The organism is Rouxiella badensis (assembly GCF_002093665.1).
Taxonomy (GTDB): Bacteria; Pseudomonadota; Gammaproteobacteria; order Enterobacterales; family Enterobacteriaceae; genus Rouxiella; species Rouxiella badensis.
Genome location: NZ_MRWE01000002.1, coordinates 47517 through 72944, shown reverse-complemented (window position 1 = coordinate 72944; position 25428 = coordinate 47517). Strand labels below are relative to the sequence as shown.

At 53.4% G+C, this 25428-nt stretch carries 21 protein-coding genes; 6 read left to right on the top strand and 15 right to left on the bottom strand.

Annotation, left to right across the window (positions count from 1 at the left end; translation table 11 throughout):
* Positions 1 to 3: 3 nt before the first annotated feature.
* A complete protein-coding gene (carA, locus tag BS640_RS01640) occupies positions 4 to 1152 on the bottom strand; it encodes a glutamine-hydrolyzing carbamoyl-phosphate synthase small subunit (protein ID WP_081601455.1) in 1149 nt (382 codons plus the stop codon).
* A gap of 499 nt (positions 1153 to 1651) precedes the next feature.
* The gene (gene dapB / locus BS640_RS01635; protein ID WP_017493395.1) at positions 1652 to 2473 is read right to left on the bottom strand and encodes a 4-hydroxy-tetrahydrodipicolinate reductase; all 822 of its coding nucleotides are present in this window, start codon (positions 2471 to 2473) and stop codon (positions 1652 to 1654) included.
* Positions 2474 to 3085: 612 nt separating this feature from the next.
* On the opposite strand from dapB, the gene BS640_RS01630 reads away from it, so the two are divergent.
* Both BS640_RS01630 and BS640_RS01625 read left to right on the top strand, forming a co-directional pair.
* Positions 3086 to 4240, top strand: coding sequence for a porin (locus BS640_RS01630; protein ID WP_017493699.1), 1155 nt, complete (start codon positions 3086 to 3088; stop codon positions 4238 to 4240).
* A 181-nt stretch (positions 4241 to 4421) separates the two neighbouring features.
* Complete coding sequence (locus BS640_RS01625; protein ID WP_017493698.1) at positions 4422 to 5288, top strand: SMP-30/gluconolactonase/LRE family protein; 867 nt, start codon at positions 4422 to 4424, stop codon at positions 5286 to 5288.
* Between the two features lie 60 nt (positions 5289 to 5348).
* Here BS640_RS01625 and ispH read toward each other — a convergent pair whose 3' ends face one another.
* Genes ispH through ribF form a run of 5 tightly spaced genes read right to left on the bottom strand, consistent with a single transcriptional unit; the run spans position 5349 to position 11068 of the window.
* Positions 5349 to 6299, bottom strand: a complete 951-nt coding sequence (gene ispH / locus BS640_RS01620; protein ID WP_017493697.1) for a 4-hydroxy-3-methylbut-2-enyl diphosphate reductase — start codon at positions 6297 to 6299, stop codon at positions 5349 to 5351.
* The gene (gene fkpB, locus BS640_RS01615) at positions 6280 to 6750 is read right to left on the bottom strand and encodes an FKBP-type peptidyl-prolyl cis-trans isomerase (protein ID WP_017493696.1); all 471 of its coding nucleotides are present in this window, start codon (positions 6748 to 6750) and stop codon (positions 6280 to 6282) included. Before fkpB ends, ispH begins: the two co-directional genes overlap by 20 nt.
* 4 nt (positions 6751 to 6754) lie before the next feature.
* Positions 6755 to 7261, bottom strand: a complete 507-nt coding sequence (lspA, locus tag BS640_RS01610; RefSeq protein ID WP_017493695.1) for a signal peptidase II — start codon at positions 7259 to 7261, stop codon at positions 6755 to 6757.
* Positions 7261 to 10077, bottom strand: a complete 2817-nt coding sequence (gene ileS / locus BS640_RS01605; RefSeq protein WP_017493694.1) for an isoleucine--tRNA ligase — start codon at positions 10075 to 10077, stop codon at positions 7261 to 7263. The genes lspA and ileS overlap by 1 nt, the downstream gene beginning before the upstream one ends.
* Before the next feature lie 55 nt (positions 10078 to 10132).
* On the bottom strand, positions 10133 to 11068 hold the full coding sequence (ribF, locus tag BS640_RS01600; RefSeq protein WP_084911714.1) for a bifunctional riboflavin kinase/FAD synthetase: 936 nt from the start codon (positions 11066 to 11068) through the stop codon (positions 10133 to 10135).
* Between the two features lie 490 nt (positions 11069 to 11558).
* Between ribF and rpsT the strand changes: the two genes are divergently transcribed.
* Positions 11559 to 11822 carry a 30S ribosomal protein S20 gene (gene rpsT / locus BS640_RS01595; protein WP_045048604.1) on the top strand — a complete coding sequence of 88 codons (264 nt, stop codon included), beginning with the start codon at positions 11559 to 11561 and terminating at the stop codon, positions 11820 to 11822.
* Positions 11823 to 11898: 76 nt separating this feature from the next.
* On the opposite strand, the gene nhaA is transcribed toward rpsT, so the two are convergent.
* The 3 genes from nhaA to dnaK all read right to left on the bottom strand — a co-directional run bounded on the left by nhaA (position 11899) and on the right by dnaK (position 16462).
* The gene (gene nhaA, locus BS640_RS01590) at positions 11899 to 13065 is read right to left on the bottom strand and encodes a Na+/H+ antiporter NhaA (protein WP_084911712.1); all 1167 of its coding nucleotides are present in this window, start codon (positions 13063 to 13065) and stop codon (positions 11899 to 11901) included.
* A 141-nt stretch (positions 13066 to 13206) separates the two neighbouring features.
* On the bottom strand, positions 13207 to 14343 hold the full coding sequence (dnaJ, locus tag BS640_RS01585; protein ID WP_026110772.1) for a molecular chaperone DnaJ: 1137 nt from the start codon (positions 14341 to 14343) through the stop codon (positions 13207 to 13209).
* Positions 14344 to 14560: 217 nt separating this feature from the next.
* Complete coding sequence (dnaK, locus tag BS640_RS01580) at positions 14561 to 16462, bottom strand: molecular chaperone DnaK (RefSeq protein WP_017493689.1); 1902 nt, start codon at positions 16460 to 16462, stop codon at positions 14561 to 14563.
* A gap of 351 nt (positions 16463 to 16813) precedes the next feature.
* Here dnaK and satP point away from each other — a divergent pair, with 351 nt between their 5' ends.
* On the top strand, positions 16814 to 17374 hold the full coding sequence (gene satP / locus BS640_RS01575; RefSeq protein ID WP_084911710.1) for an acetate uptake transporter: 561 nt from the start codon (positions 16814 to 16816) through the stop codon (positions 17372 to 17374).
* 46 nt (positions 17375 to 17420) lie between these two features.
* On the opposite strand, the gene BS640_RS01570 is transcribed toward satP, so the two are convergent.
* The 3 genes from BS640_RS01570 to tal form a co-directional block, all read right to left on the bottom strand.
* Complete coding sequence (locus tag BS640_RS01570; RefSeq protein ID WP_017493001.1) at positions 17421 to 18734, bottom strand: MFS transporter; 1314 nt, start codon at positions 18732 to 18734, stop codon at positions 17421 to 17423.
* 125 nt (positions 18735 to 18859) lie between these two features.
* Positions 18860 to 19447 carry a molybdopterin adenylyltransferase gene (gene mog / locus BS640_RS01565; RefSeq protein WP_017493002.1) on the bottom strand — a complete coding sequence of 196 codons (588 nt, stop codon included), beginning with the start codon at positions 19445 to 19447 and terminating at the stop codon, positions 18860 to 18862.
* Positions 19448 to 19622: 175 nt separating this feature from the next.
* Positions 19623 to 20576 carry a transaldolase gene (gene tal / locus BS640_RS01560; protein ID WP_017493003.1) on the bottom strand — a complete coding sequence of 318 codons (954 nt, stop codon included), beginning with the start codon at positions 20574 to 20576 and terminating at the stop codon, positions 19623 to 19625.
* Between the two features lie 209 nt (positions 20577 to 20785).
* On the opposite strand from tal, the gene BS640_RS01555 reads away from it, so the two are divergent.
* Entirely contained in the window at positions 20786 to 22198 is a 1413-nt protein-coding gene (locus BS640_RS01555) for an alanine/glycine:cation symporter family protein (protein WP_017493004.1), read from the top strand.
* Positions 22199 to 22320: 122 nt separating this feature from the next.
* Positions 22321 to 23097 carry a peroxide stress protein YaaA gene (gene yaaA, locus BS640_RS01550; RefSeq protein ID WP_084911708.1) on the top strand — a complete coding sequence of 259 codons (777 nt, stop codon included), beginning with the start codon at positions 22321 to 22323 and terminating at the stop codon, positions 23095 to 23097.
* 108 nt (positions 23098 to 23205) lie between these two features.
* Here yaaA and thrC read toward each other — a convergent pair whose 3' ends face one another.
* Positions 23206 to 24495, bottom strand: coding sequence for a threonine synthase (thrC, locus tag BS640_RS01545; RefSeq protein WP_017493006.1), 1290 nt, complete (start codon positions 24493 to 24495; stop codon positions 23206 to 23208).
* Between the two features lie 3 nt (positions 24496 to 24498).
* Positions 24499 to 25428: a homoserine kinase gene (gene thrB / locus BS640_RS01540; RefSeq protein WP_017493007.1), complete on the bottom strand. Its 930-nt coding sequence runs from the start codon at positions 25426 to 25428 to the stop codon at positions 24499 to 24501.

The following is a 25428-nucleotide window of genomic DNA, read 5'->3' as shown; positions in this document are numbered from 1 at the left end:
TAATTATTTGCCGCTGTTACGGTAGGCTTCGATCAGTTCGATAAAGTGATCGAACAGTGGGGCTGCATCGTGCGGGCCTGGGCTCGCTTCAGGGTGACCCTGGAAGCTGAACGCTGGCTTGTCGGTACGATGGATACCCTGCAATGAACCGTCGAACAGTGATTTGTGCGTCGTGCGCAGCGTGGCTGGCAGGCTGGCTTCATCTACGGCAAAACCGTGGTTCTGCGCGGTGATCATCACGGTGTTGTTATCAAGATTTTTAACCGGATGGTTGCCGCCGTGATGGCCGAATTTCATTTTAAGCGTCTTGGCACCGCTGGCTAATGCCAACAGCTGATGGCCCAGACAGATACCGAACACCGGAATGTCAGTGGTCAGGAAGGTCTTGATAGCCTCAATGGCGTAGTCGCATGGCTCAGGGTCACCCGGGCCGTTTGACAGGAAAATGCCGTCTGGATTGAGCTTCATCACGTCTGCAGCAGAGGTTTTCGCCGGAACCACCGTCAGGCGGCAACCGCGGTCAACCAGCATGCGCAGAATGTTGCGCTTCACGCCGTAGTCATAGGCCACAACGTGGAAAGGTAAATCCTCAGCTTTCTTCGCTTCAGGCAAATCGCCCTCCAGAGTCCAGCTACCTTGCTGCCAGCTGTAAGACTCCTGAGTGGTGACTTCTTTCGCTAAATCCATTCCTTTCAGGCCCGGGAAGCCTTTGGCTTTCTCGAGTGCCAACGCAGCATCTACGTTATCACCGGCAATGATGCAGCCGTTCTGCGCGCCCTTTTCACTCAGTAAACGTGTCAACTTACGCGTATCAATATCGGCGATAGCAACGATATTGTGGCGTTTGAGGTAGTCAGACAGGTTTTCTTCATTACGGTAGTTGCTGGCAATCAGAGGGAGATCGCGAATCACCAGGCCTTGGGCGTGTACTGCAGAGGATTCTTCATCAGCGGCGTTAGTGCCGACATTGCCGATATGGGGATAAGTAAGAGTAACGATCTGGCGGGAATAGGAAGGATCAGTGAGGATTTCTTGATAACCGGTCATCGACGTATTGAAGACCACTTCCCCTACTGCCGTTCCCTCTGCCCCGATGGCCCGACCGTGGAATTGGGTTCCGTCTTCCAGAACCAATAGCGCTGACTTTATCAAAGCATCCTCCAAGAATAATCAATCATTATATTTGCATATTAATTCAGATCGAATGACCTAATCAATGCAAAAATTGCACTCAGAGCGGTTATTTTTCTACCCTAAAAGCTAATTTTTGGCAAATTGCGCGCATTCTAATGATGGGCGTGGGGTTTGTCTACCCAAAGCGCCATTATTTTTGTGTTTTTCGCATCACTCAGCGAAATGAACGTCAAATAGCGATAAAAGGATAGGATAAGTAAGCATAGTAAACGTTTGCGAGCGGGGTTATCTGAAAAAATCGTTATTTTGTTTACTATAATCGAATGAAGAGAAATTGAGCGGCTACTTTATGTTCAAAACGGTAGAAAAAACCGGGTAAATGCCAACAAAAGGTAACTTGGAATTAAAAAGCAACTGAAGGCGCTATTTTTAAGACAAAAGAAAAGGGCAATAAAATAACTGCCCTTCCATCAAAAACTTATGATAAAAACAACCACATCACGATTGTTGGAGAACCTTATAAATCTTCGAGACCCAAGACATCTGTCATGTCAAAGAGACCATTTTTCTTGAGTGATACCCATTTAGCAGCACGAACTGCGCCATTGGCGAAAGTCATGCGGCTTGAGGCCTTGTGCGTTATCTCTACACGCTCGCCAATATCAGCAAACATCGCAGTATGTTCACCGACGATATCCCCGGCGCGAATGGTGGCGAAACCGATGCTCATCGGGTCACGCTCACCGGTATGGCCTTCGCGGGCATAGACGGCGCAGTCCTTCAGATCACGGCCTAGCGCACCCGCGATGGCTTCACCCATAGCGAGCGCAGTACCTGAAGGTGCATCGACCTTGTGACGATGGTGTGCTTCAACGATTTCTATATCGGTGTAGTCACCCATCACTTTTGCCGCTTTCTCAAGCAGCTTTAGCACCACGTTGACGCCTACGCTAAAGTTCGCGGCGAAAACGACGGGAATTTCATCGGCAGCCTGTTTAATTGCCGCTTTACCTGCATCATCGAACCCCGTAGTGCCGATAACGATGCCTTTACCCTGTTTCAGACAGAAGCTCAGGTGCTCGAGAGTCCCTTCGGGGCGTGTGAAATCGATCAGGATGTCAAAATCACCGGCTACCGCTTCCAGACTGTCACTGACTTTAACGTTAATCGCGCCTACACCGGCGAGTTCGCCTGCGTCAGTACCCACAAGTGAAGAACCTTTACGCTCTAACGCCGCGCCCAGAACCACACCTTCAGCCTGCTGTACGGCCTGAATCAGCTGGCGACCCATGCGCCCACCGGAACCGGCAATCGCCATGCGGATATCAGCTTTGCTCATAATTTCTCTCTTTATTAATGTGTGCTTCGTAAAACAGAATCAGGTTAACCACCCCATTCCATCACGGCTAGTGAAATTGCCTCATAATTAGAAAATTATGATATAGGCACGCTAACATCAGTAAAACCTATTTCGCGTCGGGTCGAAAGCCTCGCCCTTCACTTTCGACATTGCTGAAAAAACCAGCAATAACAACCCTCAAGACAATGCAATTCACTTAAATGAATAATCATGCATACAGATGAATAACCTGCACAGGCATTATCTCTTTTTTTGCACGTTTCCCGGATGCAGATCAATTTATTAAGCCTGATATAAATAATTCATATTTCGTTATTGGATTTTATTGAACCCTTATGATAATAAATAGCCAGCTAATTTTAAGTCGAAACATTATTGCAGAGGCAGGAAGATAAATAAGCCAATCTTTAATATCGGTAAACCATTGAATTAGCAATTAAATATTATTAAGCGAACCAGCCTGTTGCGCAATGAAAGTCAGTGATAAAACGAGACGGATTGCAATACGGCTGTTACATGCTCGTTAATCCCCCCTCGTGTATAGCTAGGGAAAATTAGGATGCCAACACAGTATTGGCACCTGGAGTTTTTATGAAATTTAAAATGAATAGGGTTTCACAAACAGTCGTTGCTGGCCTACTTTTAGGCGGCGCATCTTTCGCTGCACAAGCAGAAATAACGCTGATTAAACAGGATCCTCAGCCTTACGATCTGCTTAGCCGTCTCGACTTTAAAGTCGGTGGCAGCATCCGTCCTCAGTTCCAAAATACCATGGGCGGCTCAGATAAAGGTTCCTACAAAAATAACGGCTATGACGGCGGCACACGTTTCCGCTTCACCGCTGACTACTTCCTGTTTGACGACGTTCACTGGATCAGTTACTACGAACTCGGCGTGAACATTCCGTCGGTCTTCGGCTGGGACGACCACTATGCTGAAGGCGCGCACCATACGACTCGCCGTCAGCTGTATACCGGTTTCAAGAGCAAGACTTACGGTACTTTGACCTACGGTCAGCAAAACAGCATCTACTATGATGTTGTCGGCGCGAAAACCGACGTTTGGGATGACGACATGTTGGCCCAGGCACCGGGTAACGGTATCAACGGTGACTACGACGGTTCATATCGTTCACGTAAGCAGCTGAAATATAAATATGCAGCAGGTCCGGTCGATCTCTATGCCGCTTACCTGTTCTCCGACGACGACCTGCTTGAATCCAACAACCTGGCCTACAAACGTAAAGGCGGCGGTTCTGTTGGTGCAAACTGGCACATCACCGACAACCTGGCATGGGGTAGCGCATACAACTACACCAGCGCAGAAGTTAAAAACCGGGGTGCGGCAGGCGGCTCTAAAGACTACGACCAGAGCATTCTGGGTACCGCTCTGTCATGGACACCGGGCAACTGGACCTTGTCTGCAGGCGGCGGCTGGTATCACAACTTCCTGACCACCAAAGTGAACAACGATCAGGACTACTTCGCAGGCAACGCGTGGGGCGTCGAATACTATGCCGGTTACAACATCCCGGTTAAGCAATTCGCCATCAAGAGCGTGCAGCCTTACTTCATGGGTGACCATCTGAAGTATGTGAGCGGACGTGATTACCAGCGTACCGACAACGGTGTGGGTGTGGCTGTGAAACTTGATTACGGCTTCCAGGTCGACTTCGAGCACATGATCACCAACTCTACCGACAAGATCGGCGATCTCAACCTGGTGCGTCTGTACTACAACTTCTAATAACTCCCCTTTATCTCAAGACACAGATAAAGAGATCGAGAAGTTCGAGCCTGCTGAAAACTTCAGCAGGCTTTTTTTATGCCCTGCGTCAGTCTACGCACAGCTTTCTCTTTCCACTGGCCGCAATGCACGGCTAAACTCATCAAACAAATACCTTTTAGCCTCTGCTGGAGAAACGTTCATGTCAGCATTTTTGCGCTCTGAGATAGTCACCGTAACGGACTATCGCGCCGAATTGGGCGAAACCCCGGTGTGGTGCCAGCGTACCCAGTCTCTGCTGTGGGTCGATATTCTTAATCAACGCCTGCTGCGCTATTGGCCTGAAACGGCTTCCTTCGAAACACGGGCACTTCCGTCACTGACCAGCGCCGCACTGCTCACCGACCAGCAGGACCTCTTCCTCTTGGTCGCGCAGGACGGCCTGGCGCTTTACGACTACCTGAGTGAAAAGCGTTCCCTGCTGTGTGGCTATGCGGGCGCGGAAGGCACTCGCCCCAATGAAGCGGCGGTCGCCCCCGACGGTTCTCTGTGGTTTGGCACCATGGACATTAAAGAAGAAGACAAAATCGGCGGATGGTATCGCTATGAAACGGGCGATGCAGCCCCGGTGCTGATGATGGACAACGTAGGCACCCCCAATACGCTGGCCTGGCATGAGGGAAAAGTGTGGTTTGCCGACAGCGTGCGGAAGCGATTTTATTCGGGCAACGCGCGGCGTATTAATCCGCTGAAACTGTCGTGCTACTCACCCGGCGATAAAACGCCGGACGGCTCCGCGCTGAGTGAAGACGGGCTGCTGCTGACCGCCTGCTGGGGCAACCATTGCCTGCTGCGTCAGAAGATCAATCAGGGAGAGTTGCTGACGCTTGATGCCCTGCCGCTGCCTGTCACGCAGCCAAGCTGCTGCACGTTTGGCGGTGCCGGGATGAATCAGCTGTTTATTACGTCGGCGCGCACCGGTCTGGAAAATCCTGGGGAAATCGAAGGGGCATTGTTGCAGGTGACAACGTCGGCACGAGGGGCGGGACAGAACCTGTTCAGGCTCTAATATAACCGTTTTACTATGCTGAACTTCCCCCACTTTTCAGTGGGGGAAGATTTTAAATACTTAACCTACCGCTTTGATATCGATACGCAGTTCTTTAGGAACTTCGAAAACGATGTTCTCTTCGCGTCCGTCCATGTTGACCACGCCCAGACAGCCGAGAGTTTTCAGGCGATCGATCACCTGCTGTACCAGAATATCCGGGGCAGAAGCGCCCGCCGTCACACCCACGCTAAGCGCGCCCTTCACCCACTCTTCCTGGATATCATCGGCAGAGTCGATCAGGTAAGAAGGTTTACCTACGCGCTGTGCCAGTTCGGCCAGGCGGTTGGAGTTAGACGAGTTTTTAGACCCGACAACCAGCACCACGTCAGCCTCGTCCGACAGGTTGCGAACGGCTTCCTGACGGTTAGTGGTGGCGTAGCAGATGTCGTCTTTACGCGGCCCCACTATTTTCGGGAAGCGCTCACGCAGCGCGTCGATAACCTCGGAAGTGTCATCAACGGACAGCGTGGTCTGGGTCATAAAGCACAGATTTTCAGGGTCTTTGACGTCCAGCTTGAACACATCGGCCGGAGACTCGACCAGGTACATGCCGCCTTTAGGGTTATTGTACTGCCCCATGGTGCCTTCGACCTCAGGGTGACCGGCGTGACCAATCAGGATAGCCTCCGTGCCCTTACGGCTGGCGCGCGCGACTTCCATATGGACTTTGGTCACCAGCGGACAGGTCGCATCAAACACGGTCAGGTCACGAGATTTTGCCTCGGCCCTAACCGCCTGCGAGACGCCGTGCGCGGAGAAGATCAGAATGGAACCGTCTGGAACTTCGCTAATCTGTTCGATAAACACCGCGCCACGCTGGCGCAGGCTGTCGACCACGTAACGGTTATGCACCACTTCATGGCGCACATAAATTGGCGCACCATAAAGCTCAAGGGCACGTTCTACGATGGTAATGGCACGGTCAACTCCGGCACAAAAACCACGCGGGTTAGCCAGCAGAACTTGCATGAGACGCCTCCATTTCAGGGTCTATTTCTAATACTTCAATATCAAAATCAATATGCTGTCCGGCAAGCGGATGGTTGAAATCGACGGTCACCGAACCTTCTGTTACTTCACGCACCACACCCGGCATTTCGCTGCCGTCGCGGGTGGTGAAGAGCATAATGGTACCGACATCGGGCACGCCAGTCTCGATAAAATCGCGCAGGGGAAAGAACTGAACCAGATCGGGGCTTTTGGTGCCGAACGCCGACTCCGGAGAGAGTGTGAAGGCTTTCTTGTCACCTACACGCAGACCCAGCAGCTCGTTTTCCAGCGCGTCAGACAGGCTGCCGTCGCCCAGTCGGAACAAAGCGGGTTTGCCGTGACTGAGCGTTGATTCCGCCGTGGAGCCATCTTCCAGCTTCAGCGTGAAGTGAACCAACACCGCGCTGTCGTGTATCACCTGCTCGGTCATTATCTTATCCCTTACTTTTTGCCGTTTTGTCTGAAGAGGACAGGAAGCCTTCCAGAACAACTAACACTGCGCCGACGCAGATAAAGCTGTCGGCCAGGTTGAATATTGGGTAGTGCCAGTCTTTAACGTAAAAATCGATAAAGTCGATGACAAAACCGTGAACCATGCGATCGAACAGGTTGCCCAGCGCGCCGCCAATAATCATCGCGAAAGCAATGTTATTCAGCTTCTGCTTGCCGCTGCTGCGGTACATCAGTACCAGCAGTGCCACCACGATAACCAGTGCGATGGCCGCAAAGAACCAGCGCTGCCAGCCGCCTTTGTCCGCCAGGAAGCTGAAGGCCGCCCCTGGATTATGCGCATAGGTCAGATTAAAAAACGGGATCAGCGGCAGCGATTCGCCGAGTTGGAAATGATTCATCACCAACACTTTGCTGCCGAGATCCAGCACCAGCACAACAACCGCCAGCCAAAGCCAGCGGAGTCCGGTAGAACAGATTGGTTTACCCATTATGCAAATTCACGCTCTTCACCGTCACCGGCGATGTTGGTTGCACAACGGCCACACACTTCGGGATGTGCAGGATTGTGACCGACGTCGGTGGTGAAATGCCAGCAGCGCGGGCACTTCTCGCCTTCTGCTTTTTCCAGACCGATTTTTAGGCCCTTCAGCAGTTCGCTCGGAATGGCGTTTTCGTCGGCGTCGGCCAGTGCAGCAACTTTGGCACCGGAGGTCAGCAGCACGAAGCGCAGTTCGTTGCCCAGGCTGTTAAGTTTAGCGGCCAAGGCGTCATCGGCGTACAGCGTAACGGAAGCTTCGAGCGAACCGCCCAAACGCTTGTCGGCACGCGCCTGCTCAAGCACCTTGTTGACTTCGCCACGCACCTTCAGCAGCTCGGACCAGAACTCGTCGTTCATGGCTTCGTTCTCTGCCAGTCCGAACAGACCGTCATACCACTCTTCGGTGAACACGAATTTCTCACGAGCCCCCGGCAGAACGGACCAGATTTCGTCAGCAGTGAAGGACATGATCGGTGCCATCCAGCGAACCAGCGCTTCGGCGATGTAGTACAACGCGGTCTGACAGCTGCGGCGTGCCACGCTGTCGCTCTTCGCGGTGTACTGACGGTCCTTGATGATATCCAGATAGAAGGAACCCATCTCGACGGAACAGAACTGCATCAGACGCTGAACTACGCCGTGGAAATCATAGCGGTCGTAAGCGGCAACGATCTCTTCCTGTGCGGCTTTCGCGCGGCCAACGGCCCAACGATCCAGCACCACCATATCTTCTGGTTTCACGCTGTGCAGCGCCGGATCGAAACCGTTGAGGTTCGCCAGCAGGAAGCGCGCGGTATTACGGATGCGACGATAAGAGTCGGCAGCACGTTTGAGGATCTCGTCCGACACGGCGATTTCGCCGGTATAGTCGGTCGAGGCCACCCACAGACGCAGGATGTCGGCACCCAGTTTGTTCATCACGTCCTGAGGGCTCACGGTGTTGCCGATAGATTTCGACATCTTGCGGCCGTTGCCATCCACGGTAAAGCCGTGGGTCAGAACCTGTTTGTACGGCGCACGGCCTTTCATCGCGGTAGAAATCATCAGTGATGACATGAACCAGCCGCGGTGCTGGTCGGAACCTTCCAGATACATGTCCGGCTCGTGACCGTGGAACTCTGGACGCGCGTCAACTACGGAGAAGCTGGTTGAACCGGAGTCGAACCATACGTCCAGCGTGTCTGGCACTTTCACGTAGTGGGCAGCGTCTGCACCCAGAATTTCTTCAGGGTTGAGATCCCACCAAGCCTGAATGCCGTCGTTCTCAACGCGTTTGGCCACTTCTTCCATCAGCTCAAGCGTGCGCGGATGCAGCTCTTCGGTGTCTTTGTGCACGAACAGAGACATTGGCACGCCCCAGGTACGCTGACGGGAGATACACCAGTCAGGACGGTTCGCGACCATGTTTTCGATACGCGCCTGGCCCCAGTCCGGGATCCACTGCACGCCTTTGATCTCTTTCAGAGACTGCGCGCGCAGACCCTGCTGATCCATGCTCACGAACCACTGCGGCGTGGCGCGGAAGATGATTGGCGTTTTGTGACGCCAGCAGCACGGATAGCTGTGGGTGAATTTCTCGAAATGCACCAGCGCGTCGTGCTCACGCAGGATTTCAACGATGATGTCGTTAGCCTTGAACACGAATTTGCCGTCCAGCGCCGGGAAGGTGCCTGGCAGGTAGCAGCCGTTTGGCCCTACCGGGTTAGCCACTTCCAGACCGTATTTCTGGCCGATAACGAAGTCGTCAGGACCGTGGCCCGGTGCGGTGTGTACGGCACCGGTACCGGCGTCGAGCGTCACGTGATCGCCGAGGATGGCCGGTACGTCGAACGCCAGGAACGGATGGCGGAAGCGCATCAGCTCAAGGTCAGCGCCCTTGCACTCGCCCAGCACGGTCCACTCGGTTGCACCGATACGCTTCATCACGCTGGCGACCAGGTCGGTAGCCAGGATCAGACAACGGTCTTCTACCTGCACCAGCTGATAGGAGAACTCGGCGTTCAGAGAGATAGCGCGGTTGGCCGGCATGGTCCACGGGGTCGTGGTCCAGATAACCAGAGAAACCGGGCCATGGAAAGCGGTGGCACCAAACTTGGCCGCCACGGCGGTCGGATCGACGGCGTTGAACGCTACGTCGATAGCCGGAGAGGTTTTGTCGTAGTATTCAACTTCGGCTTCGGCCAGCGAAGAACCACAGTCGGTACACCAGTGCACAGGCTTAGCGCCTTTCAGCAGGTGGCCGTTACTGATGATTTTGCCCAGCGCACGGATGATATTGGCTTCGGTTTTGAAGTCCATGGTGCGGTATGGGTGATCCCAGTCCCCCAGCACGCCCAGACGGATGAAGTCAGCTTTCTGACCTTCAATCTGTTCGGCAGCGTAGGAACGGCAGGCAGCACGGAATTCGGCAGGCGTGACCTTCTCGCCCGGCTTGCCGATCAGCTGCTCAACCTTCAGTTCGATAGGCAGACCGTGGCAGTCCCAACCTGGAACGTACGGCGAGTCGTAACCGGCCATCCCTTTAGACTTGACGATAATGTCTTTGAGAATCTTGTTAACCGAGTGACCAATATGAATGCTGCCGTTCGCATACGGAGGGCCATCATGCAAAATAAAGGTTTTTTTGCCCTTTTTGGCCGCGCGGATAATCCCGTACAGATCCTGCTTGTACCAGTTATCCAGCATCGCAGGTTCACGCTTGGCTAAGTCGCCGCGCATCGGGAACCCTGTTTCCGGCAAGTTCAGGGTATTCTTAAAGTCACTCATAAGATTCTCGGTTCCGTTTTTCGGCTAGAAGCCGGGCTACTAAATGGGTTATCGCTCAAGAAAGTTTCAGCCCGAAAAACTCGCGGGCTGTTTGCTCGTCGTTGGCAATTTGCTGCTTCAACGCATCAAGCGATGCAAAACGCTGTTCATTGCGCAATTTTGCGCGGAGTACCACGTCAATGTGGCGCCCATATAAATCTATCGTGGTGTCGAGCAGGTGAACTTCCAACTGCTTGCGGACACCGTTGACCGTAGGTCGGGTACCAATGTTTGCCACGCCGGGGACCGGGTCAGGACCCAGGCCCATGACCTCAACCGCATAGACGCCCTTAACCGGGCTAACCAGGCGTTTGAGCGGGACGTTGGCGGTCGGGAAGCCAATCGTGCGGCCCAGCTTGTCACCGTGCACCACCCTGCCAGAAATGCTGAAAGGATGGCCGAGCAGGTTCTCTGCCAGCGCCAGCTCGTCATCACGCAGCGCGTCGCGTATGGCGGTGCTGCTGATGCGATGACCGTCCTCGCGGAAGGTCTGGGTGCTGACGATGTCAAAACCGTATTCGGCACCGGCCTTTAGCAGCAGCGTGAAATCGCCGAGTCTGGCAGCGCCGAAGCGGAAGTCATCACCGACGGTCAGGAATTTGACGCCCAGTTTTTCGACCAACAGCTGAGACACGAAGGCCTGAGCGCTGTTCGCGGCAAAACGCGGGTCAAATTTCACGCACAACAAATAGTCTATCCCGCATTCGGCGAGATACTTTGCCTTGTCACGCAGGTTGGTCAAGCGTGCCGGGGCTTTCTCTGCGGCGAAAAGCTCCAGAGGTTGAGGTTCAAAAATCATTACCATGACCGGTAAACCCAGGCGGCGACCTTCCAGTTTCAGCTGTTCGATCAAGGCCTGATGGCCACGGTGTACACCGTCAAAATTACCAATAGTGAGTACGCACCCATGGTGGCGCGCTCGAATATTGTGTATCCCGCGAATTAGCTCCATAACAGGCTCAAATCCATAGCTGGCTCAAAACAGAGGAAATCGGCGGATTATACCTTGTACAGCCCATAAGGTTAACCAGCGATTCGTGGGATCGCAGGATTCTCTCATCGATACCGCATTTTTTTTGGTATCAGGGCGACTTGGCCGGAGATTGTCTCTATACTCGACGCTTGTAAAACAGTGAGGCTTCATTGAAACCCCGTTTTCGCCAATCCTTTCTGTTTTCTCAAAAAAACTCAGCATTAACAATCTCTGTTGGAAGAATAATCACTTCTCAACTGAATTTTATTGCGATGGGCTGTATTCTGCGGCTGATAGCTGTTAAAATCCTGCGCCATCACAACGTAACAAGCGTCGCTTGAAGTTCGGATGAAGTTCGAGCAAAGAAACGGCGCTTATTTGCACAAATCCGTTGACAAAAGAAGTCCGAAAAGGCATATTCCTCGGCCTTCGAATTGTCCTCAATAGAAAAATATTTGGGAGTTGGACCTTGGCTAACATCAAATCAGCTAAGAAACGCGCCGTACAATCAGAAAAACGCCGTCAGCATAACGCTAGCCGTCGTTCAATGATGCGTACCTTTATCAAGAAGGTACACGCGGCTATTGCAGCTGGTGACAAAGAAGCTGCACAAAATGCATTCAACGCAATGCAACCAATTGTGGACCGTCAGTCCTGTAAAGGTCTGATCCACAAAAACAAAGCTGCGCGTCATAAGTCAAACCTGACTGCGCAAATCAACGCAATGCAATAATCGCATTTTGTTGAGAGCTTGATAAAAAAACCGGCATATGCCGGTTTTTTTATTGCTGTTATTTGGCGGGTGCCGATCACACTTTCTTCGGCAACGCGCGACTCAGCAGCAGGTATCCCATCACCGCAGACAGTACCGAACCCAACAAAATCCCAATCTTGGCATAGATCATCATCGACGCATCCGCATCGCCAAACGCCAGCGACGCCAGGAATATCGACATGGTGAAGCCTATCCCGCACAGCACCGATACGGCAGCAATCTGACTAAAACGCACGCCCGGCGGCAGACGCGTAATCTTCAGCTTCATCGACACCCAGCAGAACAGCATAATGCCGATCGGCTTACCAAACAGCAGCCCGGCGGCAATCCCCATTGGCAGCAGCGACATCACGCCTTCACCAGACACGCCCTGTAGCGACACACCCGCGTTGGTAAACGCAAACAGTGGCAGAATCAGCCAGGCGACCCACGGGTGAATACCGTGCTCTACGCAACGCGCAGGCGACGTCTTGCCTTCGGTACGCAGCGGGATTAAGAAGCCCAGAATGACCCCGGCCAGCGTGGCGTGAATGCCTGACTTGAGGATACACACCCACAGGAAAATCCCGAGGATAACGTAAGGGGTCAGCCTGGTGACCCCACGCCAGTTAAGCCACGCCAGCGCCGCAATCGCCAGCACCGACAGCATCAGCGCGGTAACGGAAACATCGTGGCTGAAGAAGGCTGCGATAATAACGATAGCGCCCAGGTCATCGATGATGGCAAGCGCCAACAGGAACACCTTGAGGCTAGTCGGCACACGAGAACCCAGCAACGCCATCACGCCAAGCGCAAAGGCGATGTCGGTCGCAGCCGGAATCGCCCACCCCTGACGGGCCACTTCATCGGCACCGTTAAACGACAGATAGATAAGCGCGGGCACTATCATGCCGCCCAGTGCGGCAATCGCAGGAAACAGCGCCTGCTCACGGCTTGAAAGCGCACCTTCCAGCAGTTCACGCTTCACCTCGAGACCGACCATCAGGAAGAAAATTGCCATCAGCCCGTCGTTCACCCACAGCAGCAGGGGCTTGTCTAGCCCGACGCCGCCGACGCTGAAGGATACTGGAGAGTTGAGGAAATTGAGGTAAAGGTCGCTGAGTGAGGTGTTTGCCATTAAAAGTGCGACGACCGCCGCCGCAATCAATACAATTCCGCCCGACGCTTCCATACGCAGGAACTGACGAATCAGGTTGGTCACTTTATATACTCCTTTTGAAACACTGTCCGCGCGATGATAACGGCGCGAAATAAGTATTGGAGTGTACTCAGGTTAGCGGCAAATAAAAATCCCCGACTCTGCAGCCGGGGATTTAAAAGGCGTTAAAAACCTTAAAAGAACTTAACGGGTCAAATCGTCAAAAAACTTTTTAACCCCGTCAAGGAAGCTTTTTGAACGCGGGCTGTTTTTCTCACCCGATGCGCCACCGAAGCTCTCTTCCAGATCGCGAAGCAGCTGTTTTTGCTTTTCGTTCAGGTTGACCGGTGTCTCAACGACCACGCGACAAAGCAGGTCACCCTGCGCGCCGCCGCGAACGGATTTAACACCGCGTCCGCGCATGCGGAACAGCTTGCCGGTCTGTGTTTCGGACGGAATCTTAAGCTTCACACGGCCGTCGAGGGTTGGGACTTCAATCTCGCCGCCCAGTGCTGCCATCGCGAAGTTGATCGGCACTTCACAGTACAGGTTGTTGCCTTCACGCTCGAAAATCTTGTGCGCCTTGACCTGAACCTGAACGTAAAGATCGCCTGCTGGTGCTCCCTGCTCGCCGGCTTCGCCTTCGCCTTCAAGACGGATGCGGTCGCCAGTATCTACGCCCGCTGGGATCTTCACTGACAGAGTCTTAGCACGCTCTACGCGGCCATGACCGTGACATTTGGTGCACGGATCTTTAATGATGTTGCCGCGGCCGTGACAGGTCGGACACGCCTGCTGTACGGTAAAGAAGCCCTGACGCATCTGCACCTGGCCCTGCCCGTGACAGGTTGGACAGCTGACAGGTTTGCTGCCCGCTTTCGCCCCGCTGCCGTGGCAAACGTCACACTCTTCGAGCGTTGGAATACGAATTTCTTTGGTTACGCCACGCACCGCCTCTTCGAGAGTCAGGTCCATGTTATAGCGCAGGTCTGAGCCACGGCTGGCGCGTTGACGACGGCCGCCACCAAAGATATCGCCAAAGACGTCACCAAAGATGTCGCTGAAGTCCGCACCGCCACCGCCGCCGTAACCACCACCGCCACCCATGCCGCCTTGTTCAAAGGCTGCGTGACCGTATTGATCGTAGGCCGCACGCTTTTGCGCATCGGTCAGGATTTCATAAGCTTCTTTAATTTCTTTAAATTTGCTTTCGGAATCTTTATCGCCCTGATTACGGTCAGGGTGATGTTTCATCGCCAGGCGCTTATAAGCCTTTTTGATTTCGCGCTCGTCCGCTGTTTTGGAGACGCCCAAAATCTCATAATAGTCTTGCTTCGCCATGCCTTTGCTACCCTCAACATGCGTGCACGGGCGCAGAGTTACCTCGACGCCCGTGCTGGTTATCAATATCCCCCTCATCCTTCGAAATATAGGGATGTTGGCTGTGCTCACTCACTCCAGTCACTTACCGATGTAAGCTCCTGAAGTGAGTTCACTTGCCGCCTACCTGTATCTCAAAGACTTTCGGGAACGTATCGATTACTTTGCCTCAAGGGCATTATTTTTTATCTTTTACTTCTTCGAATTCAGCGTCGACTACGTCGTCGTCTTTCTTCGCGCTCGCGTCGCCGCCTTCAGCCTGAGACTGCTGCTGAGCCAGTTCCATCAGCTTACCGGAAACCTGAACCAGAGCCTGGGTCTTGGCTTCGATTTCAGCTTTGTCTTCGCCTTTGGCTGCAACTTCCAGCGCTTTCAACGCGTCTTCGATAGCAGTTTTGTCTTCGGCTGGCAGTTTGTCACCGGCTTCTTCCAGCTGCTTACGAGTCCCGTGGATCAGGTGGTCCGCCTGGTTGCGAGTCTGAACCAGCTCTTCAAACTTACGGTCTGACTCGGCGTTAGCTTCCGCGTCGTTAACCATTTTCTGGATTTCTTCTTCGCTCAGACCAGAAGATGCCTTGATGGTTATCTTCTGCTCACGGCCGGTATTTTTGTCTTTAGCAGACACGTGCAGGATACCGTCGGCGTCCAGGTCGAAGGTCACTTCGATCTGAGCCATACCGCGTGGCGCTGCCTGAATACCGTCCAGGTTGAATTGACCCAGAGATTTGTTGTCGGCTGAACGCTTACGCTCACCCTGAACCACGTGAATGGTTACCGCAGACTGATTGTCTTCAGCGGTAGAGAACACCTGGCTGTGCTTGGTCGGGATAGTGGTGTTCTTGGTGATCAGTGGCGTCATCACGCCGCCCATGGTTTCGATACCCAAGGACAGTGGAGTCACGTCCAGCAGCAGAACGTCTTTAACATCACCAGACAACACGCCGCCCTGAACAGCAGCACCGATAGCAACCGCTTCGTCCGGGTTAACGTCTTTACGTGGTTCTTTACCGAAGAAGTCAGCCACTTTCTTCTGAACCATAGGCATACGAGTCTGACCACCGACCAGGATAACGTCCTGGATGTCGGAAACAGACAGGCCTGCGTCTTTCAGAGCGACTTTAAGAGGCTCGATAGAACGGGTAACCAGGTCTTCAACCAGAGATTCCAGTTTTGCACGGGTTACTTTGATGTTCATGTGTTTCGGGCCGCTGCCATCAGCAGTGATGTACGGCAGGTTAACGTCAGTCTGTTGTGCAGAAGACAGCTCGATTTTAGCCTTCTCTGCCGCTTCTTTCAGACGCTGCATTGCCAGCGGATCGTTACGCAGATCCATACCTTGATCTTTCTTGAATTCTTCAACCAGGTAGTTGATCAGACGGCTATCGAAGTCTTCACCACCGAGGTGGGTGTCACCGTTGGTAGACAGAACTTCAAAGGTTTTCTCGCCATCAACTTCATCGATTTCGATGATAGAGATATCGAAAGTACCACCACCCAGGTCGTATACCGCGATGGTGCGGTTACCGACTTCGCGATCCAGGCCGTAAGCCAGTGCCGCCGCAGTCGGTTCGTTGATGATACGTTTTACTTCCAGACCTGCGATACGGCCGGCGTCTTTAGTTGCCTGACGCTGAGCATCGTTGAAGTATGCAGGTACAGTGATAACCGCTTCAGTTACTGGCTCACCCAGGTAATCTTCAGCCGTTTTCTTCATTTTCTTCAACACTTCTGCAGAGATCTGCGGAGGTGCGATTTTTTGGCCTTTAACGTCAATCCAGGCGTCACCGTTGTCAGCACCAACGATGCTGTAAGGCATGATGCCTTTATCGCGCTGAACTTCTTCGTCCTGGAAGCGACGACCGATCAGACGCTTGATAGCAAACAGCGTGTTCTGCGGGTTAGTGACGGCCTGACGCTTAGCAGGTTGGCCAACCAGGATCTCACCGTCCTGCGCATAAGCAATGATTGAAGGTGTGGTACGATCCCCTTCGGCGTTTTCAAGCACACGTGCAGTAGTGCCATCCATGATCGCTACACAAGAGTTGGTGGTACCCAAGTCGATTCCAATAATTCTACCCATCTAAAACGTCTCCACTAAAATTCATTATTCGTTGAGGTTGTTACTCTATATGCGGACGGTTTTTTGCTTTTCAACTGTCCGATATTGCTTAAGACCGGCGGTAACAACTGCGGTTGAGAATAAGATGGGGTCATGTCTCTCAGCATCAAGGGCAACAACAAAAAAAATTTCGTCTTAATTGCCCTGTAAGATCAATATTTATCCAACAACCCCTCTTTATGATGCCCGTCGCTCAGGTCATGGCGGAATAATCACCGCAATTTTTCGCTGAGATAGCGCACCTTCTTTTTCCACAGACTTCACCTATGTGGGGATCATTTATTTCAGAACAACGATTATTTCAGGACATCTATGCAAAATTGCAAACTTGCCAATCCCGGTCCCCTTGGGCTGATGGGCTTTGGCATGACCACCATTCTACTGAATCTGCATAACGCCGGGGTTTTCCCGATGACCGCAGTGATTATCAGCATGGGGATTTTCTTTGGCGGGATGGCGCAGCTCCTTGCCGGTCTGCTGGAATACCGCAAAGGCAACACCTTCGGGATGACCGCTTTCCTCTCCTATGGTGCGTTCTGGCTCAGCCTGATTGGCATTTTGCTGCTGCCAAAAATGGGGCTTGCCGACGCCTGTAGCCCGGAGCAGCTCGGCGTTTATCTGGCGCTGTGGGGCTGTTTCACGCTGCTGATGTTTATCGGCTCGCTAAAGCACAATCGCGCGCTGCAAATTGTGTTTGGCAGTTTGACGTTGCTCTTTATTCTGCTGGCCGCGGGCAATTTGAGCGGCAGCGTGATGCTGCTGCGCATCGCGGGGATTGAAGGGATTTTCTGCGGAGCCAGCGCTATTTATCTGGCGATGGCCGAGGTCATTAACGAGCAGTACGGTTACGCGCTGCTGCCGATCGGGGAATAACAAGATGCGCAGTGGATCGACAAGGATTCACTGCGCACTCGGTGGCTTATTGACCCGCCTCGGCCAGTCGGGCCTCAATCTTCGATTCATTATTCAAATCGCGATTTAGATAAACGCCTAATCCAAGGCCGATAACCGCCAGTGTCAGCACGTAATAGGCCGGGGCCATCGGCGTTATGCGCATAATCAGCGTGACAAAAATCGGCGTCAGGCCGCCAAAGATGGCGTAAGACAGGTTGTAGGAGAAGGAGATCCCGGTGAATCGCACTTCGGCCGGGAAGGCCCGCACCATAACGAACGGCACCGCCCCCACCACACCAATGCTAAAGCCGACCAGCGTATACATCGGCTTGAGCCAGGTGCTGTCTAGCGCGACCAGGTGATAGAACGCCCAGCTGCAAATACCGAAGAACAGGCTGCCGACGATAAAGGTTTTGCTCGCCCCCACGCGGTCCACCACCCACCCCGCACAGATACAGCCGAACAGTAGCGCAATCGTCGCCATGCTGTTGGCCTGCAAAGTCAGCGCAGCCGGAATCCCCAACTGTTTTTGCAGATAGGTTGGCGTCATCAGGATAACCACCACAATGCACGCCGACAGCAGCCAGGTCATCAGCATCGACACCACAATCTCTTTCTTGTGATTGGCGATGACTGATTTGATTGGCAGCCCTTCAGAGAGCACCTTGTGCGATTTCATCTCGACGAAGACAGGCGTCTCCTGTAGCCAGCGGCGCAGATACAGCGCGATAAACCCGAAGATACCGCCAATAAAGAACGGAATTCGCCAACCGCCGTGCGCGATGGCAGCGGCAGGCAGCAGCGTGGTAATCAAGGTGGCGACCAGCGATCCCAGCAGGATCCCCAAGGTCAGACCGGCCGTCAGCGTTCCGCAGGCAAAGCCAATGCGTTTACGCGGCACGTGTTCGGCGACAAAGACCCATGCACCCGGCACTTCTCCGCCAATAGCCGCGCCTTGCAACAGTCGCATAAGGAGAAGCAACAGAGGTGCCGCAATGCCGATAGAGGAATAGGTCGGCAACAGGCCAATTGCCAGAGTCGGGAGCGCCATCAGCAGAATACTCAGGCTGAACATACGCTTGCGGCCGACCAAATCACCGAAGTGAGCCATCACAATGCCGCCGAGCGGACGCGCCAGATACCCTGCCGCAAAGATGCCAAAGGTCTGCACCTGACGCAGCCAGTCGGGCATAGACGACGGAAAGAACAGGTCACCGATAACTGCCGCGAAGAAGACGAAAATGATGAAGTCGTAGAATTCCAGAGCGCCGCCGAGGGCCGCGAGAGAAAGTGTTTTGTAGTCCTGCCGGTTAAGCCGACGATTGTTATCGTGTTGCATAAGATACCTGACGCATCGAGTTGGGGTAAAAAATCTTGCCGCACTATGTAAAGTAAACATTACTATATGCGGCAATTAATTTTCACACCACTGACACTGAATCTTATAGCAGAAATAGCCTAACTTCAGTTTTTTGTATCGCGAATTGCACTCTTGGGGCGGAAAGCTGCTACGACGTCCGGGTGGGTTTCGATATAAGGCCCCTCCAGCAGCTGTATACAATAAGGTACACTGGCAAATATTCCTGACACGATAACGTTACCGTCGTCACCCTTGAGTCCTTCCAGCGTTTCCTTAATCGACTTCGGCTGCCCCGGTAAATTGAGGATCAGCGCCTGTTTGCGAATGGCGCCAACCTGGCGCGACAAAATGGCCGTCGGCACAAAATGCAGGCTAATTTGGCGCATTTGCTCACCGAAGCCCGGCATCAGGCGATCGGCCACGGCCATAGTCGCATCCGGCGTCACGTCGCGGCGCGCTGGACCCGTACCGCCAGTGGTCAGCACCAGATGGCATCCCGCTTCGTCAACCAGCTCGCAAATTGCCTGCTCAATCAGAGGCTGCTCATCGGGAATGAGGCGTTTCTCAAGGCTAAACGGGGTGATTAACGCCTCTCCCAGCCAGGCTTCCAGTGCCGGAATGCCCTTATCCTGATAAATACCGCTCGACGCGCGATCGGAAACTGACACCAGACCAATTCGTAATTTATCCATTTCGCTCCTCCTGGATCTCTGTGAAACATGCCGCTCGCGGCGGCCACAGTAAAAGACAAGTATATCGGCAACCTAAGCCAGAACCACAGGGCACAAGAGGTTTTTTAAGCAAGACAGGTATAAAAAAAGGTGGCCTAAGCCACCTCTTTATTCAGGTTTGTCACCAGACGGGCGATTACAGCAGGTCGGCGATCATTTTTTCGAGTTTGCCCTGGTCTACGGCAAACTTACGGATACCGTCGGCCAGCTTGTCGATAGCCATAGGATCCTGATTGTGGTCCCAGTAGAACTGCGCTTCGGTCAGCGGCGCCGGACGCGCTTTGATTTCGCCAGTGTAAGACAGTTTACGCTCCAGCGTACCTTCGCTTTCTTTCAGTTCTTTAAGCAGCGCAGGTCCGATGGTCAGACGATCACAACCCGCCAGCTCGATGATTTCGTCGGTATTACGGAAGCTTGCGCCCATAACGACGGTTTCATAGCCATGCTGTTTGTAGTATTCGTAAATTTCGGTCACGGACACCACGCCCGGATCTTCGCTTGGTGCGAACTCTTTCTTGTCGCCGTTAGCTTTGTACCAGTCGAGGATACGGCCCACGAACGGAGAAATCAGGAAAGCACCCGCTTCGGCACAGGCACGCGCCTGAGCGAAGGAGAACAGCAGGGTCAGGTTACAGTTGATGCCTTCTTTTTCCAGCTGCTCGGCGGCACGGATGCCCTGCCAGGTAGAAGCCAGTTTAATCAGGATACGGTCGTTGCTGATGCCTGCATCGTTGTAGAGTTTGATCAAACGATGAGCTTTCGCGATGCTAGCTTCGGTGTCGTAAGACAGGCGAGCATCAACTTCGGTAGAAATACGGCCCGGCACCAGTTTCAGAATTTCAAGACCGATATTTACTGCAAGCTTGTCGGCAGTATCAATGATCTGCTGGTCACGATCGCTGCTCTGGTCGCGCGCCCATGCAATGGCTTCGTCGATCAGTTTGCGGTATTCAGGGATCTGGGCAGCGTTAAGGATCAAAGAAGGGTTAGTGGTGGCATCCTGAGGCTGATACAACTTTATTGCCGCGATATCACCAGTATCTGCAACTACCTTGGTCAGTTCGCGTAGGGAAGTCAATTTATCGGTCATTGTGGCATATCTCATCGTTTGTAGATTATCGTTGAGGCATTTTCATGCCTTGCCTTCTCTTGATGATAACATGCGCCAAGACATCCGCAAGGCAGTTATAGTGCTCATTGTTTTATGCAATAAAAGTTGATTATTAATGCAATAAATGGTTAAAAAACGGGCGAAGAATAAAGGATTAGCCATATATTTTTTAAGGAATAAGGACTCTGATGGCCAGCTTGCTTAACTTTCTCGACGACATTCTGTGGGAATCAATACTGATCTATTTCCTTTTAGGATTCGGTATTTACCTCACGTTGCGCACGCGATTCATCCAGTTTCGACGCTGGCGAGAAATGTTTCTTTGCCTGCGACGCAATAAATCCGCCGATGCACGCGGCGTTTCGTCGTTCCAGTCACTGGCCGTGACCCTTTCCGGCCGCATCGGCGTAGGCAGTCTGACCGGGGTGGCGATGGCCATCACCACCGGCGGTCCGGGGGCGATATTCTGGATGTGGATAATCACCCTGCTCGGTATGCCGATCGCACTGATAGAAAACACCCTCGCGCAGGTGTTTAAGACCACCGATAACAAGATGCAGTTTCGCGGTGGACCTTCCGAATACATGAGCCGTGGCCTCGGCATGCGCTGGATGGGGGTGCTATTCTCGGTATTGATGATCCTCATCGTCGGCTTCGTGTTCAACGTTCTACAGGCCAAAGCCGTCACCCAGGCGGTGGCGGTGGCCTTTAATTTGACGCCTTGGCACATCAGCATTGCGCTGGGCATTCTTTTCGCGCTAACGCTCGCGGGCGGGCTGCGCACGCTGGTGAAGGTTTCCGTATGGCTGGCGCCGATTATGTGCCTTAGCTATATGCTACTGGCCTTCTGGGTGATGGCGGTCAACGTCGACAGGCTGCCGGAAGTGTTTCTGCTCATTTTTAAAAGCGCCTTTGGCTTTCAGGAATTTGCCGCCGGTGCGCTCGGCTATGGCGTGACCATTGCCATGACTCAGGGTATTCAGCAGGGCCTGTTCTCCAACGAGGCGGGGTCAGGTTCAACGCCGCACATTGCCGCCATGGCCGCGTCACGTCATCCGGCCAATCAAGGCTTCACTCAGATGCTGGGCGTACTGGTTGACACCTTCGTGGTATGCAGCGCGACCGCCATGATAATACTCTCGTCGGGCATGCTCACTGCGCCGACCGACAAAATCAGCGGTATCACCCTCCTCACGCAGGCCGTGAGCGGAAGCATAGGTTCGTTCGGTCCACAGTTGCTGGCGATATTCATGTTGATATTTGGCTTTACGACCATGATGACCAACTGCATGTATGCCGAAAATAACCTGCTGTTTTTGCAGCGTGGCAAAACCGGCTCTCTCTACCTGCTGCGGCTGGCGATGCTGGTGATGCTGCTGGTGGGATCCTTTATTGGAACGCCGTTGCTGATGCAGACGGCCAGCATCTCTCTGGCGGTGATCACCATGATCAACCTGACCGCCCTGCTTTTGCTCTCAGGGCTGGCGCTGAAGGTGGTGAGAGACTTCGAACGCCAGCGAGTCATGGGCCGCGAACCGGTGTTTAACTCCGGCAGTTTTCCTGAGCTGAAGGGGCAATTGCAGGACGGCATCTGGAAATAATCAGGCTCAAGGCGGAGCCTATTGCTGCGATTTTTTTAAAGCAGCGGTTTTTTGGTAAAATAACTAAAGACTGTATTATTCACTTTCCTGCTCAACACTGCGCAGACTAACCGGACGCCGCTATGCTGACTATTATTTCACCCGCCAAAACGCTGGACTACGAAAGTAAACTTGCGACCAAACGCTTCACTCAGCCAGAGCTGCTCGATAAATCCAGCCAGCTGATTGAGATTGCCAGAAAGCTTTCTCCGGCGGAGATTTCCAGCCTGATGGGAATCAGCGACAAGCTGGCACACCTTAACGCCGAGCGTTTTAACGACTGGCAGCCGGACTTTACGCCGGACAATGCGCGTCAGGCTATCCTGGCATTTAAGGGTGACGTTTATACCGGCCTACAGGCGGAAGACTTCAGCGAGAAAGATTTCGATTTTGCACAGAAGCATTTGCGTATGCTCTCCGGCCTGTACGGTATTCTGCGTCCTCTGGACCTGATGCAGCCTTACCGTCTTGAGATGGGTATTCGCCTCAACAATCCGCAGGGGACTAATCTTTATGCTTTCTGGGGTGACCTGCTGACCGATAAACTGAATACTATCCTTAAAGAACAAGGAGATAAAATTTTGGTGAATCTTGCGTCGGACGAGTACTTCAAGGCGGTGAAAACGGCGAAGCTGGACGGTGAGATAATCAAACCAGTGTTCCTCGACGAGAAGAACGGCAAGTATAAAGTGATCAGCTTCTATGCCAAAAAAGCGCGCGGGCTGATGAGCCGCTTTATCATCAAGGAGCGTTTGACCCAGCGTAAGCAGCTACAGGCGTTCTCGCTCGAGGGTTATCGGTTCGACGCCGCGCGCTCCGAAGGCAACGAGCTGGTATTTACGCGAGCAGAGCAGAAGTAACGCTTTACCCTCCAACTCGTTTTATAAAATGACGGGAGCGTAGCTTGACCTGCTTCAGCGCAGTAAAAAGGCCATCAAATGATGGCCTTTTCGTTTTTTGCATTCCGTTTATTCAGGCAAAGCCATCAGAAACTTACGCATTTCGCTGAAGTCCGCAGGCAAGTTGTGCGACAGCAGCGGCAGGTCGGCGCGGTCGGCCAACTCTTTCGGCAACGGCAGCTCCTGACCGAGGATGGCATCAACGCTTTCCTTAAATTTCGCCGGGTGTGCCGTACCGATAAACAGACCGAACTCCCCCTCTTTCAGCTGGTCACGCAGTGCACGATAAGCAATCGCCGCATGCGGCTCGGAGATGTAACCGATGTCTGCCAGCTCGCGCATGGCGTCTTCGGTCGTCTCGTCGCTCACTGCCGCGTAGCCCAGATCCTTCAACTGCCAGATCTTGCGACGATACAGTTCTTCGACTCGTGGCCAGTTGTTAGGCTGGCTAACGTCCATCGCGTTCGACAATGTTGCCACCGTCTTGTTCGGTGCCCACTCGCCGTTGACCAGGAAGCGTGGCACGGTGTCGTTGGCGTTGGTCGCCGCGATAAAGCGTTTGATTGGCAGACCCAGTGCCTTCGCCAGCAGTCCCGCCGTCAGGTCACCGAAGTTACCGCTGGGTACGGAAACGACCAGCTGGTTGCGTGCTTCCTGCGGCAGCTGCGCCACAGCTTCAAAGTAGTAGCAGATCTGCGCCAGCAGACGGCTGATGTTGATGGAGTTCGCGGAGTTAAGGTGCAGCGCAACCTTCAGTTCTTCATCATCGAACGCCTGCTTGACCAGCGCCTGACAGGCGTCGAAATCGCCGTCGATAGCCACGGTGTGGATGTTGTCACCCAGCGTACAGAACAGTTTTTCCTGCAGCGGGCTGATTTTACCGCGCGGATATAGGATAACGACGCGCACGTTTTTCAGGCCATGGAAGGCGTGAGCCACTGCCGCACCGGTATCACCGGAGGTTGCGGTCAGAATGGTCACCGGCTGATCGCCTGACACTTGAGTCAGGATCTGCGCCATAAAGCGGCCGCCGAAGTCTTTAAATGCCAGCGTCGGGCCGTGGAAAAGTTCCAGGCAGGCTACGTCGTCTGCGACCGCAGCAACCGGTGCAGGGAAGGCGAAGGCATTTTTCACGCGTTGATACAGCGCTTCTTCAGGAATTTCGTCGCCAATGAATGCAGAAAGAATGCGGCTGCTGCGCGTTACGAAATCCAGCTCGAGCAGGCGGTCAATTTCGGTCAGCTCAAACTCAGGCAGATCCAGCGGGAAGAACAGCCCTTGTTGCTTGCCTAAGCCTTGCTTCACTGCTTGTGCAAAGCTGACCTGCTCGTTGTGATCCTTCAGGTTGTACAGTTTCATCGATTATCCCAATAGTCTCGCGCCTGCGGTATCCAGGCGACAAATATGAACAAAACCTTCGTCATTTTGCAGATAGTGATTCTGCAGCCAATCAGCCATGCGTTGCGCCGTCTCGCTGTCGTTACAGATAGCAAACAGCGTTGGACCGGATCCCGAGATCCCGCAGGCCAGAGCCCCTATTTCTTCAGCAGCGGTTCGCGCCTGAGCAAAGCCCGGCAGCAAACGGGTGCGATAAGGTTCGGCAATGACGTCTTTCATCAGTTTAACTGCCAGCTGCGGCTGCTGAGTATGGCAGGCGTGAATGAAACCGGACAAATAACGACCGTGGCTGATGCAGTCCTGACGGCGATACTGGGCCGGCAAAATCGCGCGCGCCTCGGCGGTAGACACCTTGATGCCCGGATACGCCATCACCCACAGCCAGTCGTCGAAGCAAGGCACGTCCTGAGACACAATGCCCAGCTCTTCAATGATCAACTGCAGGCCGCCGAGATAGCATGGCGCAACGTTGTCGAAGTGCACGCCACCGGAGATGCGGCCTTCCAGCTCGCCCATGAGCTCCAGCATGCGGGTATCGCTCACCTGGTTGCCGTTGAACTCGTTCATCGCCATCAAACCCGCTACCACGGAACAGGCGCTGGAACCCAGCCCTGAGCCGATGGGCATGTTTTTCTCAAGCGTCATGGCGACCGGGATTTCTTTGCCCACTTCCTGGCAGTAGCGTTCCCAGCACTGGTAAACAATGTTGTCTTCCATCTTGTCCGGCAGCTTGGACACGAAGCGCCCTTCATTCTTGAGGCTGAATTGCGAGGCCGCTTCCACGCTCACGCAGTCGCCCAGTAGCGAACCGTCTACCGGTGAAACTGCCGCACCCAGCACGTCAAAACCGACGCTAACGTTACCAATTGATGCCGGGGCATATACCTTAACCAT

Coding starts and splice junctions, on each gene's coding strand:
- ileS (WP_017493694.1), bottom strand. CDS start 10,077: ATGAGTGACTTTAAGAATACCCTGAACTTGCCGGAAACAGGGTTCCCG.
- dapB (WP_017493395.1), bottom strand. CDS start 2,473: ATGAGCAAAGCTGATATCCGCATGGCGATTGCCGGTTCCGGTGGGCGC.
- tal (WP_017493003.1), bottom strand. CDS start 20,576: ATGACCGATAAATTGACTTCCCTACGCGAACTGACCAAGGTAGTTGCA.
- thrB (WP_017493007.1), bottom strand. CDS start 25,428: ATGGTTAAGGTATATGCCCCGGCATCAATTGGTAACGTTAGCGTCGGT.
- BS640_RS01630 (WP_017493699.1), top strand. CDS start 3,086: ATGAAATTTAAAATGAATAGGGTTTCACAAACAGTCGTTGCTGGCCTA.
- BS640_RS01570 (WP_017493001.1), bottom strand. CDS start 18,734: ATGCAACACGATAACAATCGTCGGCTTAACCGGCAGGACTACAAAACA.
- dnaK (WP_017493689.1), bottom strand. CDS start 16,462: ATGGGTAGAATTATTGGAATCGACTTGGGTACCACCAACTCTTGTGTA.
- ispH (WP_017493697.1), bottom strand. CDS start 6,299: ATGCAAGTTCTGCTGGCTAACCCGCGTGGTTTTTGTGCCGGAGTTGAC.
- lspA (WP_017493695.1), bottom strand. CDS start 7,261: ATGGGTAAACCAATCTGTTCTACCGGACTCCGCTGGCTTTGGCTGGCG.
- mog (WP_017493002.1), bottom strand. CDS start 19,447: ATGGATAAATTACGAATTGGTCTGGTGTCAGTTTCCGATCGCGCGTCG.
- satP (WP_084911710.1), top strand. CDS start 16,814: ATGCAAAATTGCAAACTTGCCAATCCCGGTCCCCTTGGGCTGATGGGC.
- ribF (WP_084911714.1), bottom strand. CDS start 11,068: ATGGAGCTAATTCGCGGGATACACAATATTCGAGCGCGCCACCATGGG.
- BS640_RS01555 (WP_017493004.1), top strand. CDS start 20,786: ATGGCCAGCTTGCTTAACTTTCTCGACGACATTCTGTGGGAATCAATA.
- fkpB (WP_017493696.1), bottom strand. CDS start 6,750: ATGACCGAGCAGGTGATACACGACAGCGCGGTGTTGGTTCACTTCACG.
- thrC (WP_017493006.1), bottom strand. CDS start 24,495: ATGAAACTGTACAACCTGAAGGATCACAACGAGCAGGTCAGCTTTGCA.
- dnaJ (WP_026110772.1), bottom strand. CDS start 14,343: ATGGCGAAGCAAGACTATTATGAGATTTTGGGCGTCTCCAAAACAGCG.
- yaaA (WP_084911708.1), top strand. CDS start 22,321: ATGCTGACTATTATTTCACCCGCCAAAACGCTGGACTACGAAAGTAAA.
- BS640_RS01625 (WP_017493698.1), top strand. CDS start 4,422: ATGTCAGCATTTTTGCGCTCTGAGATAGTCACCGTAACGGACTATCGC.